Consider the following 14,213-nt stretch of genomic DNA (forward strand, 5'->3'; position numbering starts at 1 on the left):
CAGGGGTGAACTCAGCGACGAGGACGTCGCCATCGGACAGGCGCTGGCGGACGTGTCGACGATCAGCATCCTGCAGGAGCGCGCCCTCCGGGAAACGGCTGTGATCAACGATCAGCTGCAGCGCGCCCTGAACAGCCGGATCCTCATCGAGCAGGCCAAGGGCATGATCTCCCATATCTCGACCGTCGACACGAACGAGGCCTTCCGGCGACTCCGTGCCCACGCCCGGGCGCACAATACGAGCCTGCGCGATACGGCGGAGGCGGTCCTGAACCGCACCCTCACCCTCTGACCCGGTTCTACCCATGGTCCTGGCTAGCATCGAACACTTGAACTAGAGCACTACCGGATCGACTGAAGCGACCGCGTTGTCCGAGGAAGGGGTGGAGAAGATGGTGCGCTGGTCCCACGTCCTGCTTGTCGGAGGCGGGGTGGGTTGCCGGTGAGCGGGGAGAAGCTCTCCGAGCTGGATGCGGTGTTTTCGGCATTGTGCGCATCGTTTATTGATGCGTTGCCGGTGACGGGGGCCGCCCTGTCGGCGTTCGGTGGTTCCGTGCAGGAGACCGCCTTGTATGCCACCGATGACGTCGCGGCCAGACTCGATGAGTTGCAGTTCGACTTGGGGGAAGGCCCACGGTGGGAGGCCGCCCGCTCCCGGATGCCGGTCTTCCTTCCCTACGCACGCTGGATGCCGCACGAGAAGTGGCCGGTCTTCGGCAAGGCCCTGGCAGAGACCGATGTGCAGGCGCTGTTCGTCTTCCCCCTGGTCGTCGGCGCCCTGGACGTCGGAGTCGTCGAGCTCTACCGGACCACTCCCGGGGAGTTGAGCGAATCCGAGCGGATGACCGCGCGGGCACTGGCCGATGCGGCGGCGTGGAGTCTGCTGCGTCGCGTGCTCGTCCCGGACGACGGGGACAACCCCGACAAGATTGGGTTGTCCCCGTCCCGCCGGGAAATACATCAGGCAACCGGGATGGTGCTCGCCCAGACCGGGGGCACAGCCGCCGAGGCCCTGCTGCTGCTGCGGGGTCATGCTTTCGCGAACGGACAGAGCGTCCGGGAAACTTCCACGGAGGTGCTGGCAAGACGGCTGGACTTTACGCCACCCCCCGACCCATAAAAGAGCGGATTCGGGCCTACAGTGGGCTGCATGGAATCCACGACGCGTGCGAGCCAGGTCAGTGCGGCTTTTGTCAGGATCGCGCAGACACTCGTCACGGACTACGACGTCCTGGACCTGGCGCAAACACTCGTGGAGGAGTGCGTCGACCTGCTCGATGCTTCCGCCGCCGGGCTGATGCTCGCCGGTCCGGACGGCGTCCTGCAGGTCCTGGCCTCCACCAGTGAGGAAACCTACGTGATCGAGGTCCTGCAGCAGGAATCAGGGGCCGGCCCGTGCATGGAGTGCTACACCACCGGCGTTCCGGTCACCATCCACGACATCGCCGGCACCGGGAACCGATGGCCCACATTCAGGGACGCAGCCGCCGCCCAGGGATACAAGTCCATGCACGCCTTCCCGCTGCGCGCCCATGGCAGGACCATCGGGGCGATGAACCTCTTCCGCCCCGCAGTCGGCGAACTAAGCGCGGAAGATGTTGCCATCGGGCAGGCGCTGGCCGACGTGTCGACGATCAGCATCCTGCAGGAACGCACCATCCAGCAATCGGCCGTCGTCAACGACCAACTGCAACGCGCCCTGGACAGCCGGATCCTTACCGAACAGGCCAAAGGCATGATCGCCCACATGGTGAACGTCAGCACCAGTGAAGCCTTCCAACTCCTGCGCGCGTACGCCCGATCACACAACACCACTCTTCGCGACACCGCGGAAGCGGTCCTCCGCCGTGAACTCACCCTCCCACCTTCTCCAGCGCACGCACGAAGGTGACCCCGGAAACCCTGGTCGTCAGCATCACCAGGTTGAGAACTGGCGGGTGGAATCGGCTGTTCAGTCATGGATTGCTGCCGACAGCGCGAGTATGTCAACGCTATTCAGGACCACACGGTCTGAGTCAGGACCACCCTGCGACTCTCGTGCTTGTGCACTGTAGTACTGGTTGTACTCGGCGCAGCTGGCTTCCTTGAGTCTCGATGGCGGGGAAAGTGCCAAGCTCTATGCGGCTGCAGTATCTGGTCAGATGTCCGGGTACTGTGCGTCTTGTTCGTCGCCAAGGAGGTCGCCGCTGCTAACGAGGTGCTCGGCGACGATCCGGAGTTTGGTGTTGGTCCGGGAGCTGGCCAGGGACAAGGCGATGAACGCCTGCGATCCCGTGATCTTATGGCGTTCCATGAGGATTCCCTTGGCCTGGCCGATGAGGTCCCGGGAGTCGATAGCTTCTTTGAGTTGTCGGGATTCCAGCGCTTCGACGAACGCGATGGCGGCGTGGGAGGCGACCAGCAGGCCGACCTTCTCCGATTCGTCGGTGAAGGCGTTAGCCTCGTAAGAGTACAGATTCAGGGAGCCAAGGTCGTCGCCCTTCACCCAGAGCTGGATGGAGAGCATGCCCCGGGCGCCGGCCTCGGTGGCGCGCCTGGCGAAGTGAGGCCAGCGCTGTTCGTTCCCCATGTCCGGGACGCGGATCGTCCGGTGCGTGTACGCGGCCTCCAGGCAGGGACCCTCATCGGTTTCCATCTGCAGGGCGTCGACGCGCCGGGGAAGGTCGCTCGAGGGTGCCCGGGATCCGATGTTCTTGCGGCCCAGGACTACGCTGACGGATCCCTCGTCGGCGCCGGGCACCAGCTCCAGTGCCGCGTGGACGAAACCTTCGAGGATCGCGTTCTCATCGGGTTTTTGTTGCAGGGACCGGGCGAGGTCCGCCAGTTCGGTGGCAAGATCATGGTCCCGCTCGACCCCGCCGAAATGGGACGAGGGTTTGCCCCGGTCTACTGTTGGCTGCTGGCTCATCGGTCGTCCTTTCGGCCCATCCCGTCGTCGTTGTTGATTGCTACTTCGTGGGATGAAGGCATAGAGCGCCTCATCCCGACACCTGTGGCAGCGCCAGAAGCACGCCGCGTCACCGGATCAGTTCACGGCACGAAGCCCGAAAAGTACGAGGCCGGAAAAGTTCAGGGTCATGCCAGTATGCGCACACCCCGCCCACCAACACCCTGTTGTTCCCATCACGATCCATCCCAGCAAAATAGGTCGTGTGTTCGGTGCATCTGTGCAGGGATCGTCTTTGTGCAGGGGAGGCTCGGCGGACGAGGTGGGGTGGCGCAGAGGCACGGATGTACCGTCAGCAGGCTTTCCTTTACAGTTGCCGTGAGGACCCAGCGTCGGGTCCCCGGACCATGTCAGGGAAGGTGTTCCTCATGTCGATCGCTCCGCTTGCATCCCTGGACCCCGTGATGTCTGCCGGTGATACTCTGCTTCCCGCGGGGTGGGACAGCGACTGGTCGACGGTCTCCCGCGACCTGACGAACATGTCGACCCGTGAACTCAGGGTCCTTTGCAACCAGCTGTACAAATCCCTGGACAAGGACTTCCCGCCCTCCGGGGCGCAGGAGGGGTACGCGGTGGTCGTCGAGGAACTCGAGCAGCGCGAATGCCGGGCCCAACAGCGGCAGCCCGACCGTGCCGCGCCGGCCGGGGTGGCTGGGGTTCGGCGGGAGAGGTTTCGGGATAACCCGCTGGCGTCACGCTTCGAACTTTTCAGCGACGGGACAAGGATCGGGTACGTGCGATACGACCTGCGCGCGGGAGAGATCATCCTCCTGGAAACCGTGGTCACGGAGCCCTACGAGGGTCGAGGCCTTGAGCCTGTGCTCGTCCGGCAGGCCCTGCTCAACGCGCACCATCGCCGCCTGAAAACCGTCCCGTTCTGCCAGCATGCCCGGGCTTTCCTGACCGCGAACCCCCAGTTCGCTGCGCTGATTCCCGCCAGTTAGCCCCACCCGCACCTCACTCGCGCACCCGAATCGAGGCAAATTCGAGGCCGGACAGACACGAACATAGGGAGGAGCTGAAGGATGGCTTCCACCGACCGGAAGTACTCCGTCTCCGAGGAATCAACGAGCAAGCATCCCCAGGACTGGGGGCGAGCCATGGCGCGGGCCATCTCCCGGCTGACGGATCTGGCGGAAGATGCAGGTGACGCGGTGGAGCACGAAGCCCTACTGGGGGAGGACCTGCACCTCTACGTCCAGGACTCCGAAACCGGGCGTCACCATCACCGTCTCCTGGACTCCAAGGACGCAGTAGAACGACGCAGTAACCCGCCGCCGCGTCTCTTCGCGGATCACGGCGTGGTCGACGGTACGCTCAGGCGGCTGATCAAGACCCGGCTTCGGGCGTGATGAATCCGTTGACGTTCCGGGCGGGACTCCGCTAAGGGTGAGTAACGCTACCGCGCTGACATTCCTGCTGCTGGTCGGTGTGCAGGCGCGACGTCCGGCCGCCGCACTCCCTGCTGGTCCTGCGTGAAGGCCTTCGGACGCCGGTAGCGGTCGTTTACCGGTACTTGTGCCGGCATTACTTTGGGACCATCCGGGTGAGGCCGATTTCTCCTCAGCACCGCGAACGGGCTTCCCCGGTACCTGTCCGAACCGGCCACAGCGCCCACCCCTGGTGGGTTGTGCAAGGAACCACCATGGCACAGAACCTGAATCAGCCCGTTACCGATGACAGCATCAAGGTCCGTCAGCTCAGCCACTACCAGTTCAGCTGGGTCGCCGGCGACCCGGGCCAGCCCGGATCGTGGACCCTGCAACTGGTCCTGGACTAGGGGGCGTGGGAGGAAGTCCTGACCATCGACGCCGATGACGCCGACAACTTCCAGGACCTGCTGTCGTCTGCGGAGACCGTGTACTACGACGTCCAACGCCGGACCCTGATATTCGGCACCACGAAAGCCGGCCACCACTAGTCAGGCGCCAACGATCGGCCCGGATCTACCGGGTTCATCGACCTGCACGGTCGCCAATCGACGTGAGATCTAGCACGGAAGGAAGCATAACGGGCAGCCAAGCGGGTGAAGCAGGTGCCTTCAAGAAGGAACACCCGCCCATCCATACTGGAAAGTACCTCACTGTTTCTCGTCGTGTTCCTTGAGGAATGGTCTGGTACATGGACGCACCTTTGGTAGCGCTGTGGGAGTTCCTCCGGGCGTCAAGCAGCTGGCATCCGGAGGGGCACCAGGCCGACGAAAGCTACTACCCTGACCATCAAAGGTCGGGCCAAGTGTTGGTTCCTTCCCGGATCCCTGAACTTTCAAGGGCGGGGAGATGGGTTCGGCTGACGGTGTGGGTGGTAGAGAGATGATCGCGGCGGACACCCGCGATGAGGAGGGATACGCGTCGACGACCCTGGGTCATCAATCGGCTTGCTCATTCCACTTCTCTACGTGATGGCCTCTGGAACTGTCTCGCAACCAACACTTCCGTCATGATCTCGCCCGGCTGCTCATGAGACAGGGTGGCAAGACACGGACAGAGTAGTAGTGGCGGGGGAGCGGTCATGTCTCGTCCAGCTGTCTTGCAACCCATCGGTTGCGAGACAATGCTGTACCAAACTCGGGCGCTCACCACGCAAGCTCGCGAGGGTCTTCTAGGTATCGGCAGATTTGGCACCTAAGCCGAGACCTGTAATTGTTCCAGTCGGATGGCCAAACTCTGAATGGGAACTCGCATCGATACAGCATCGGAGTCCGATCAGCACGATCACGCACGTAAGCCTCCGTTGAGCTACGCCGCCACCATCTTCCTCGTGATCATTACATCATCTCCGAACTCAAGAAAAGCTAGCGGCGCAGTCGAGTGTGCTGTCCACAGCAAGAATGACTAAAGCTTCGCACCCGCGAGCACCGCCGATTGAGAAGTGTCCTTGCGGCAGGGCGTGACGTTCGGAGCCTCGACACATGTACCTTTGAACTTATGAGTTCAGTAGCACTACACGACTGGCAGTCGTCTCGTTCTCATGGCTTAGACAATTTGATGGCCGTGCATAGTACGGTCACGGGCGGCAGGCAAGGTCGTCAGTGGGCCACTGAACAACTCAACCACTCAGTGATTCTGCGATTAGCATCTGAGTTTCAGGGCTTCAGTCGAGATCTTCATAACGAGGCAATCACCTTCCTTCTCAGCGTAGGGGTAGTAGCTAAACCTGGCGTAGAAACAATCCTTCGAGCCAACTTGCAGTTCGGGCGGAAGTTAGACCAAGGCAACGCAAATAAAGGCAATCTAGGGAGCGACTTTGCACGGCTAGGGCTACCTATCGTGCAGGAAATCAAGGCTAGTTCCGAAATCAACAAACGGCGGCTTGAGGGACTCGAGCGTCTGAATGACGCTCGAAATGCTATTGCACATAACAACCCCACGCAGCTGGCCGAGGTTAGGGCCGTGCAGCCGCTTACAATGCGTTCAGCAAAGGCTTGGCGAGGGAATTTGAACGGGCTGACGGTAGCTATGGACAGACATGTAGGCGCATACTTGAAAGACATGACTGGGAAGCGACCCTGGTGAGGAGGTGTGAGCGGCTGTGTCTAGGAGGACTGTAAGAAGTTCCGCGAAGTCTGGAACCCGGCGACTTGAGCCCAAGCGCGGTTCAAGCACGGTGAAGGAGACTGGGCTGGGCTCAACCGCAGCGTTCACCTTCGGAAGTTCCGTCAGGGTTCACTTCGGCGCACGTGACTTCACGGCCAAGGTACTTGAGACGGCCAACGGTCGTGTGACCGTCAAGATCGACGTTGATGAGGCGGCTGATCCAATTATCACATCGTATAGCGCGCATGAAGTGAAGAGCCTGGAATAAATTCAGCTCTGTGAGACGTCGAGCTAGCTGATTAGAAGTTGGCCGCAGCGACCGTGAGGGCAACAGCAGTGCACACCGGTGACTTTTAGCGTCTTTCTCAGTTATCCATCGCAACTGATGGCTGTCGAGGCATTTCTCACGGGGCTTCGACTATTGAATGGAGATATTTGGTCATCGCTATCTTACATCCGCGGATTGCGAGACAGCAGGTCGCCGTCGGGCATTTCCTCAGGTGGATGGATGCTTTGGGATTTGGACTAACCACAACACCTGTCAGCGATTCTCGGCTTCCGAAGAGTGACCGTCTTCGTTCTCGATCAGGCCGTAGGGCGGGTCATCAGGGTTTTGTGAGTAGCGGACGACGATGTGCTGGTCGGCCACAGATGGCGGTTGGTTGTCGACGAGAATGATCTGCGCGCCGGGGTTCTTGGCGAGCCAACTCGCGACGTGGCGGTAAATGTTTTCTACGATGTTCCGGCTGCGAGCGGTGATGAGCTGGCTAATTTCGGCACCTCCGTCGTCCGCACCGGGATTAGGCGTAGTCGGGGTAGTGACAGCTCCGGGAACGAGGTTTTTTTGGGGGCTGTCGACAATGACAAATCCGGGATGGCCTGAACCCTGCTCGAACGCCAACTCGAAGAGCGCGAGTTCCCAGGCGAGGGCGATGAGCGTCATTGCACCAGAAGAACCAACCTTGTCGTAGCGGCGTCCGCGAACGTACGGTACGAGGTACCTGTCAACGTGCACGCGATCGACCTTCGGATAGCCGAAGTCCTCGAGAATGCTGAGCAGGCGTTCGCCGATGCGAGTGAGGGTCGTGTCGCGAGGAGTCGCATTCTTCAGGTACTGGGCCTTGCGTGCTCTCGCTTCCTTGAGGGTGGCTGCCGTTCGCAGGAGTTCCAGCTCCTTTTGCTGCAGCTGTAGCAGCATCTGGCGTGCGCGGAGCATCGTTTTGAGCTCGACGCGAGTGTTCCCGAGTGACTGCTGGATTTCGTCGCGCTGTGTCAAGAAGGGAGAAATGATTCCGCCGGAGATTCGGTCGAGTGCTGATTGCGCCTCTCCCACCGCTAGGTCCGCGGCGGCCAGGTCCCTCCGAAGTTTGTCGCCCTCTGCACGCACTTCCTGGGCGAACTTGAGGAGCTGGTTAAGGCGGCGCACAAGACTGCGTTGTTCGGTGCTGAGGTCGGGAACCCCGTCGCCATCGATGGCGTCTGGAGTCAAGTGGGAGTGGCACAGAGAGCACTGGTTCCCGAGAATCTTAGGCGATGCTTGAAGCTTGCTTTGGCAGGCCGGGCATGTCACCACGGTGAGAGAGTCGAAGAGGTTTAGTGATTCAGCGACCAAATCAAGCCGTCTGATCTCGTCGGCGTACTGAGCGCGGAGAGGTTGAAGCCGCCGCGCAAGGGTGTCCCGGTCTCGCAATTTGGCCTGGATGCGCTGTGCCTGCTCCTCACTCCGGGCGTAGTTCGCACGTAGCTCGGCGCTGAAGTCGCTGCGGGCGGAAATGTTGTCGTCGATGGTCCGCGTTTGTGCGTTGAGCTCCGACATCCGGATTCTGAGCTGGTCCGACGCGGGGTCTATTTCTGCAATCGTGGTGAATCCCGCGTCAGTCATGAACGTTCGAAGCGTCTGGACAGCTCGTGTGAGCTCCCGTTCCTCCGCGCCGAGTTCTTCAACGGCGCGGGATAGCGTCGACTGCTCGTTGTCCGAGACGCCAAACAGGATATTCACGACCTGGTTGAGCTTAATGGATCGGTGCGGTTGTCTTTCGTATGCGAGGTCGCCGTTGTCAAGCCTCCTATTGGTGAGAAACCAGAGCGGCTGAAGGTCTCTGAAGCTAAGTGCGCTGGTCTTCGAGTCTGTCTGAGACGGTGACTGGTCTAGGCGGAGTCCGCTGAGACCACACAGCTGCAGGAGATAATGGGATAGCGATTCGGTGTCGGCGGGGTCGGATGTGAAGGACCGAACTGGTGTGTCGGACATCGTGGCGAGGTCACCGGTGTAAAGGTAGGCACTCGTTGTCGTGGTACCAAGCGCTCTCTCGACGACGTATTGCGTGGAGTTAGCATCGCCCGATTCCACGACGTCGATGGCAAGCTGGGCGGATCGTACGTTCGCAATCACTTCATCGTGTTCGGGATGCTCTTTCGCGCCGAGGCACCAGTCGATGAACTCCAGCACGGTGGTCTTACCAGTGCTGATTTCGCCGGCGATAATTGATAGCGGCTGGATCAGCTTATCGTTGTGCGGGTCCGTGAAGTCGACGCGGTACGAGTGCCTCGGGCCGATCAAGCGGAGGGCTCGTATATTGAAGGCGGGAAGAGTCGTCATGGGTGTCGTCGGTTCCTAGAAGAGCATGTCGCGTGATGAGAGCCCGGAGGCTTCAGCCTCGAACTCGTCGATTGTTGGACTGTCGATGAGGTCAAAGAGCACCGGGTCCACCCGAAGCCATGTTTCGAGGTGCTCTCGCATTCTTTGTGAAGACAGCTTCATCACGAGAGGGGCAACGGTCGCAACACTGAGTCGGTATGCATCGGCGTACACGGAGCACAGACTGTCCGCTGACTGCTGCCCTAAATCAGTAACGGTGAAGACTCTCTGCCCCTCATGCGCGGTAAGTCGAACAAGCCCGAAAGCGACCAGTTGGGCGATGTCCGAAGTCACTCGTTCCCGCCGAGAAACGAAGCGCTGGCTGGGTGAGGCATAGGTGATGGAGTGGCGACCGAATCCTTGCAGCCGTAGCTGATTGTAGACGGGAGAATTCATGTCCACCACAAGGAACGGATTTGCCGATAGGAACTCGATCACCGAAAGCCGCTCGAGATCTAGCTTGCTCTTCTGGGCTTGTGTGCTCACCAGAACGAGCAAGATTTGGGCCATCCGAAAAGCGGGTACGGACTCAGCGCGCAGCGTCGATGCTGCGTTGTCGTTCGGATCAACTTGAGCGATCACGGTTCCTTCTCCGTCTCTTCCTCATCTTTATTCCGGCTAGAAGCGCTATCCGGGACCCGTGCACGGTGGACTTCGGCGACATCACGCCAGTCCCGAACCCATCCCGCGCGGCCATTGTCCACGGCTTGATGGAGCAGGCCTACGCCGTGAAGGACATGCGCCCGGAGGCTCTCTGCCTCCTGCGCATGACCAGTCTCGATGCCTCCGAGTACCTCGCTATACAGTTGCGGGAACCGCCGGTCCGCCGACATCTGACATGCCGTGTTGAAAGCTGTCGACCAGGTCGATGAAACTCGTACACGCCATGTCGAAAGCGCCGAGACTTCAGGCTGGATACCCTTGTCCGTGACCTCGCGCTCCAAGATCTCGGCGTTGAAGAACGCTTCTCGGGCAGCAAAAGTCTCTGGCAAGCCGGCTTCGTTCATTTGGCGCACGAAGAGAGCGCCGTCGTACTTCGTGTTGTCCACAAGTTCCTCCAGCCCCCGTGGCTTTTCGGGGTCGGCGGTTGCCGACGCCAGCGGAAAAATAGGCGAGAAGTAGTGGTTTCGAACGTTCGCCGCGGCCGGTGCCTGGAGTCGCCGCCGCAGCCGCCCTGCGGTATCGAGGCTCACCGTGAGGGTGTCGGCTTTGGACGTTCGCTTCTTCCACCCTTCCCACCAGGTGAGCATCGGACCATCCAGTTCGCAGGGGATGCAGAGCGTCCAGGACGCGATCTTGTAGCCGTTCTCTTGGGCAGCGTTCTGCGCCGCAACGTAAGACTCTCGAACGTCGCCCTGCTGTGTCTTGCCAAACCCGTTGATGAAGTACTTTGACTGCCAGACATGAACTTCACCTCCTTTTCCGAGATCGCCGACGTAGGCGTCGATGCCCCAATCGCCCGGGTTCGCTTGGACCTCCTGGACGTCGGGATGAACGATCCCGACGATGTCGGCAATAAGTCGTTCGAATGCGTCGCGGGCACCCGCGGGGCCGGCGAAGCGCGTTTCAAGGAAGCGGAAGTCGACGTCGCCGGAGCCCACTACAGCAATCTGATCTGACAATCGGCCCCCAAGCCCTGTTCGGTAGAATCAGCATATCTATAAATTATGCGACGGCATGTTCCGCGGTGGCGCTCACGCCGACCCTCTCATCGCCACCGAAGTCAGAGACCAAGTCGCGTGGTTCACTGGCCCATGCGGGGGATGACTGGTTCTCGTTGAACGAGTGGCGGCTCAGACCAGGCCCACCTATCGACGCGATGCTCGACTGTTTCGATGACTTCAGCACAGGCCTCTACGAGCCGTGGCTCCTCGCAAAGCGCGCCTGGTCACGACGCCGGTTGCTGTCGGGGTCTGCCATAGGATCGTCCCGTCCGATGGGTGTGCGTAGAAAGCACCCAATGCGTGGTGATCCACACAGTCGAGGCGCACGCCACCGGCTCATACACCGCGGATCGAAGAGTCTATCTGAGCATCGTAGGTACAGTGCGACAGGGCGGACGACTGTTGCAGGGGGAGGGTGGGAATTAGTGTCTGCCTGGGAAGAAGATCACGCACGGCTTTTGCTTTCGGAGGAGCTCGGAGTGGAGTTCCGTCTCCACGACGACAACTCCGAGGCGAGCATGCCCGACCTTCTATCTCTAGACGGCAAGCATGTTGCGGAGGTGATCACGACTGTTTCGGCTCGAGCTCGTGAAGCAGAGAAGAACCTACCAGCCATGATCGAGGCGGGGCTTCCCCACTGCGTCCGGGTACTGATTCCGTACACGAATCTGGCACGCGTCAGCAGACGAGCACGCGAGAAGATCAGGGCGGACGTCTTTCGGTTGACCGTTGGCGCTGGGTGCGTCGATCACTGGTCTTCCACAGATGAACAAGGACTGAGCTCTGGCATCAACCCGCTCCCGATTTTTGACTTGGCTGCCTACGACGACGGGGTCCAAGTTGTGTGTTGGCAGTGCCACCACGACTCACCTAGTGAGCCCCATCAAATCGTGTGGACCTTCATGCATTCCCCTTCACCTACTGATCCCTGGACTTTGCTTGAGCGATCGTTGCGCATCATCGAAGAGGAACAGCAGGGAGGTGTGCAGGCCCTCGCAAAGAAGCTGACCGGGTACCCGAACAAGCACTTGGTGATGTACCCGTTCGGTCCGCCCGGGAATCTGACAGCAGCTATCAGCGACTACGTGCTTCCTTCAAATCTGTTAACCCTCGCACCACCACGGCTACATCCACCGCTAACCGATGTGCATCTATGGATCCTGTATCGGTACCAAGACAATGACCTCACCGAAGGGCTCCATGTGTGTGACAACTACTGGGCGAGATTTGGAAGGCGACCGCCGAAGCAGGACAGATCGTCGTTCCTATGGCGGCTCCATTACGCAGACGCCTGAGTTCTCTCCCTTACTCGCCGAGGTACACCCAGGGCGCCCTAAGGGAGTCTGCACTGTGGCGTTGGGGCACGCCTCAACGCCACACGGCAGTCCCGGCCTGATCGTGTTGCTCTAGGGTCCTTTGCGGCTTTCGCAACAGAACCGTGCGAGGGTCTAGACACGGTGCAACGGTGCACCGCCGCCCAGCCCGTTGGAGGGTTTCCTCCCCACGCCTGTGCGTGAGGTGGGGGAGCAGGGGCGTAATCAGCACGAGGGAGAGCAGAATTCCGATGGCTTCAGCAGTGACATTGATCCGGTCCACCGCGCTGGCCGGTGCAGTCCAGTACGCCTACGCGGCTACCGCGCCGGCCGATGCGCACCTGATCTTCCTCGCGGGGGCCTGTCCCCTCGATGAAGCCGGAACAACTGTGGGTGAAGGCGATTACGGGGCTCAGGCTGAACAGTGCGTTAGGAACGTGACGAGGGCCCTCCAAGCATTCGGAGCCTTGCTCGAGGACGTCATCAGTACCCGCGTACTCGTGGCATCGACCCGTCGGGAGGATCTCGTCACTGCCTGGGAGGTTGTACGCCGGGCGTTCGGAGCTCATGATGTTCCGAGCACCCTGCTGGGTGTCACCGTTCTTGGATACGAGCACCAACTCGTAGAAATCGAAGCCGTGGCCGCTGTCAGGGAATGACGGCCCGCCCGCAGTGTTCCGCTGAGGGATCCCCTGAGTGAGGAAACTCTGAGGCCGGACTAGCCATCTCCAATGTTCTGGAACCGGGTACGAGCATCCTCGAAGATTTCCTGGTCATCGCCGAACCCTGACTCTCGTCGGAGATTGCACCACCGGTATGCGGCGCGGAGGTTTTCGAGGTCATCTGTGCCCCCGTCGCGCAAGGGGATGATGTGATCAGGGGTGGGGGACCGGTCATCGAAAGATGATGCGTTGCGGTCGATGGGTAGCGCGCAAATCTCGCACATCCAGTCGGAGCGCTCCAATACCCGTTTCCGATTTTCTCGATACGCTGGGGTAATGACGCGGCCCAACTCGCGTGAGCCGGATGAGTTCCGCTTCAGCTCTTCGCCTCGGGCCCGAGTGCATGCAGCGCACCAGCAGGCAGTCAACCGCCCGATGCTGTCGATCTTCGCGCGACGGCAATGCTGGTGTTCTTTGGCGAAGACCAGTCCGAGGCGTTCGGCTTCCGCGCGCAACTCCGGGGTCGGCCAATACCAGATATGGTTTGGGTCCTTGCATCCACAGATAGTGCATCCGATGGACGATTTCGCCATCCGGTACAGGAGCCAGCAGTCATAGGAGCAGTAGAGCCTGTTCCGGAGGTGGCTCTGCAGGGTGAACCCGCAGCCCTGGCACGTCCACTCTGAAAGTTCACGTTTCGTCCTGACCATTAGATGGACCCCTTCCTCCTTCGCGATATTGTCTCGGTCGCCACTGGCCAGATTATTGATTTCCAGTATCAGCGGTGATTTCCACCTGGCGCTCCGCCAGCTGTGACAAGACCGCCGACAGCTAGAGCTGTCAGGAGGACGAAGAGGCCGATCGCCCTAGGGGCGATCGGTCTCTTTTCCTGCCGTGAGACGCTACGTCGTGCGGCCCCGATTGTCGGCGTCGACCCGCGACGGATACTGCCCTGAGCCCCTAGGGGGGGATTAGTGGGCTGCGTTGTAAGCGTCGACGATGGACTGGGAGGTCCGCCCCCGAGCGCTGGTTGAGTGCCCGTCCTCCTGCGCCCACTGGCGGATCCGGTGCGTTTCCTCACGCTTGGACCTACCTGAGGCGGATCCTAAGGAGGAAGGGGACTTGCTGCCCTGGCCGCGGCGGCCGCTGGCCTTGCGGGCCTTGTCCGTGTACTCGGTGAGGATTGCACGGAGCTTCTCCGCATTGTCGGTGGTCAGGTCGATCTCGTACTCGGTGCCGTCCACCCCGAAACGGACGGTTTCCTGGGCTACTTCACCATTGAGGTCATCAACTAATTCAACCTGTACACGCTGCGCCATATGCCTTCATCCTTTCTGAAATCGGTGTCGAATAGTGCTGTGCCCCATTACCTTCACCCTATCGCGTCACAAGTATGTGTTGTATGCCACTAAACACCTGAGAATTGCCGGCAACTACTCGCCTGTATAGGGGT

14 protein-coding genes are annotated in these 14,213 nt (G+C 60.6%); 8 read left to right on the top strand and 6 right to left on the bottom strand.

Annotated elements, in window-relative coordinates:
* The 3 genes from ACX80K_RS13345 to ACX80K_RS13355 all read left to right on the top strand — a co-directional run.
* On the top strand, window positions 1–292 hold a 292-nt coding region (locus ACX80K_RS13345; protein ID WP_459272374.1), incomplete at its 5' end, for an ANTAR domain-containing protein.
* A 150-nt stretch (window positions 293–442) separates the two neighbouring features.
* Entirely contained in the window at window positions 443–1,120 is a 678-nt protein-coding gene (locus tag ACX80K_RS13350) for a GAF and ANTAR domain-containing protein (protein ID WP_459272375.1), read from the top strand.
* Between the two features lie 30 nt (window positions 1,121–1,150).
* Window positions 1,151–1,891, top strand: a complete 741-nt coding sequence (locus ACX80K_RS13355) for a GAF and ANTAR domain-containing protein (protein ID WP_459272376.1) — start codon at window positions 1,151–1,153, stop codon at window positions 1,889–1,891.
* A gap of 246 nt (window positions 1,892–2,137) precedes the next feature.
* On the opposite strand, the gene ACX80K_RS13360 is transcribed toward ACX80K_RS13355, so the two are convergent.
* On the bottom strand, window positions 2,138–2,908 hold the full coding sequence (locus ACX80K_RS13360) for an ANTAR domain-containing protein (RefSeq protein ID WP_459272377.1): 771 nt from the start codon (window positions 2,906–2,908) through the stop codon (window positions 2,138–2,140).
* Window positions 2,909–3,315: 407 nt separating this feature from the next.
* Between ACX80K_RS13360 and ACX80K_RS13365 the strand changes: the two genes are divergently transcribed.
* The 3 genes from ACX80K_RS13365 (at window position 3,316) to ACX80K_RS13375 (ending at window position 4,727) form a co-directional block, all read left to right on the top strand.
* Window positions 3,316–3,891, top strand: a complete 576-nt coding sequence (locus ACX80K_RS13365) for a GNAT family N-acetyltransferase (RefSeq protein ID WP_459272378.1) — start codon at window positions 3,316–3,318, stop codon at window positions 3,889–3,891.
* Window positions 3,892–3,972: 81 nt separating this feature from the next.
* Window positions 3,973–4,299 carry a hypothetical protein gene (locus ACX80K_RS13370; RefSeq protein WP_459272379.1) on the top strand — a complete coding sequence of 109 codons (327 nt, stop codon included), beginning with the start codon at window positions 3,973–3,975 and terminating at the stop codon, window positions 4,297–4,299.
* Window positions 4,300–4,592: 293 nt separating this feature from the next.
* Window positions 4,593–4,727, top strand: a complete 135-nt coding sequence (locus ACX80K_RS13375) for a hypothetical protein (RefSeq protein ID WP_459272380.1) — start codon at window positions 4,593–4,595, stop codon at window positions 4,725–4,727.
* Between the two features lie 2,297 nt (window positions 4,728–7,024).
* On the opposite strand, the gene ACX80K_RS13380 is transcribed toward ACX80K_RS13375, so the two are convergent.
* From ACX80K_RS13380 to ACX80K_RS13390, 3 genes are read right to left on the bottom strand one after another with little or no spacing between them, the layout of a single operon-like run.
* The gene (locus ACX80K_RS13380; protein ID WP_459272381.1) at window positions 7,025–9,082 is read right to left on the bottom strand and encodes an ATP-binding protein; all 2,058 of its coding nucleotides are present in this window, start codon (window positions 9,080–9,082) and stop codon (window positions 7,025–7,027) included.
* A gap of 15 nt (window positions 9,083–9,097) precedes the next feature.
* The gene (locus ACX80K_RS13385) at window positions 9,098–9,703 is read right to left on the bottom strand and encodes a hypothetical protein (protein ID WP_459272382.1); all 606 of its coding nucleotides are present in this window, start codon (window positions 9,701–9,703) and stop codon (window positions 9,098–9,100) included.
* Window positions 9,700–10,722, bottom strand: coding sequence for a hypothetical protein (locus tag ACX80K_RS13390; RefSeq protein ID WP_459272383.1), 1,023 nt, complete (start codon window positions 10,720–10,722; stop codon window positions 9,700–9,702). Before ACX80K_RS13390 ends, ACX80K_RS13385 begins: the two co-directional genes overlap by 4 nt.
* Before the next feature lie 542 nt (window positions 10,723–11,264).
* Here ACX80K_RS13390 and ACX80K_RS13395 point away from each other — a divergent pair.
* Both ACX80K_RS13395 and ACX80K_RS13400 read left to right on the top strand, forming a co-directional pair.
* Window positions 11,265–12,080 (top strand): hypothetical protein, encoded by an 816-nt coding sequence (locus ACX80K_RS13395; RefSeq protein WP_459272384.1) that lies wholly within the window; start codon window positions 11,265–11,267, stop codon window positions 12,078–12,080.
* A 269-nt stretch (window positions 12,081–12,349) separates the two neighbouring features.
* On the top strand, window positions 12,350–12,757 hold the full coding sequence (locus ACX80K_RS13400; RefSeq protein WP_459272385.1) for a RidA family protein: 408 nt from the start codon (window positions 12,350–12,352) through the stop codon (window positions 12,755–12,757).
* 59 nt (window positions 12,758–12,816) lie between these two features.
* Here ACX80K_RS13400 and ACX80K_RS13405 read toward each other — a convergent pair whose 3' ends face one another.
* Together ACX80K_RS13405 and ACX80K_RS13410 are read right to left on the bottom strand one after the other, a co-directional pair.
* Window positions 12,817–13,470, bottom strand: coding sequence for an HNH endonuclease (locus ACX80K_RS13405; protein ID WP_459272386.1), 654 nt, complete (start codon window positions 13,468–13,470; stop codon window positions 12,817–12,819).
* Between the two features lie 261 nt (window positions 13,471–13,731).
* Window positions 13,732–14,079 (bottom strand): histone-like nucleoid-structuring protein Lsr2, encoded by a 348-nt coding sequence (locus tag ACX80K_RS13410; RefSeq protein ID WP_459272387.1) that lies wholly within the window; start codon window positions 14,077–14,079, stop codon window positions 13,732–13,734.
* Window positions 14,080–14,213: the final 134 nt, after the last annotated feature.

The organism is Arthrobacter sorbitolis, from assembly GCF_054510995.1.

What these genes read in the sequence shown, in the direction of transcription:
- ACX80K_RS13405 (WP_459272386.1), bottom strand. Translation starts at nt 13,470, where the DNA reads ATGGTCAGGACGAAACGTGAACTTTCAGAGTGGACGTGCCAGGGCTGC.
- ACX80K_RS13355 (WP_459272376.1), top strand. Translation starts at nt 1,151, where the DNA reads ATGGAATCCACGACGCGTGCGAGCCAGGTCAGTGCGGCTTTTGTCAGG.
- ACX80K_RS13375 (WP_459272380.1), top strand. Translation starts at nt 4,593, where the DNA reads ATGGCACAGAACCTGAATCAGCCCGTTACCGATGACAGCATCAAGGTC.
- ACX80K_RS13360 (WP_459272377.1), bottom strand. Translation starts at nt 2,908, where the DNA reads ATGAGCCAGCAGCCAACAGTAGACCGGGGCAAACCCTCGTCCCATTTC.
- ACX80K_RS13410 (WP_459272387.1), bottom strand. Translation starts at nt 14,079, where the DNA reads ATGGCGCAGCGTGTACAGGTTGAATTAGTTGATGACCTCAATGGTGAA.
- ACX80K_RS13380 (WP_459272381.1), bottom strand. Translation starts at nt 9,082, where the DNA reads ATGACGACTCTTCCCGCCTTCAATATACGAGCCCTCCGCTTGATCGGC.
- ACX80K_RS13400 (WP_459272385.1), top strand. Translation starts at nt 12,350, where the DNA reads ATGGCTTCAGCAGTGACATTGATCCGGTCCACCGCGCTGGCCGGTGCA.
- ACX80K_RS13365 (WP_459272378.1), top strand. Translation starts at nt 3,316, where the DNA reads ATGTCGATCGCTCCGCTTGCATCCCTGGACCCCGTGATGTCTGCCGGT.
- ACX80K_RS13370 (WP_459272379.1), top strand. Translation starts at nt 3,973, where the DNA reads ATGGCTTCCACCGACCGGAAGTACTCCGTCTCCGAGGAATCAACGAGC.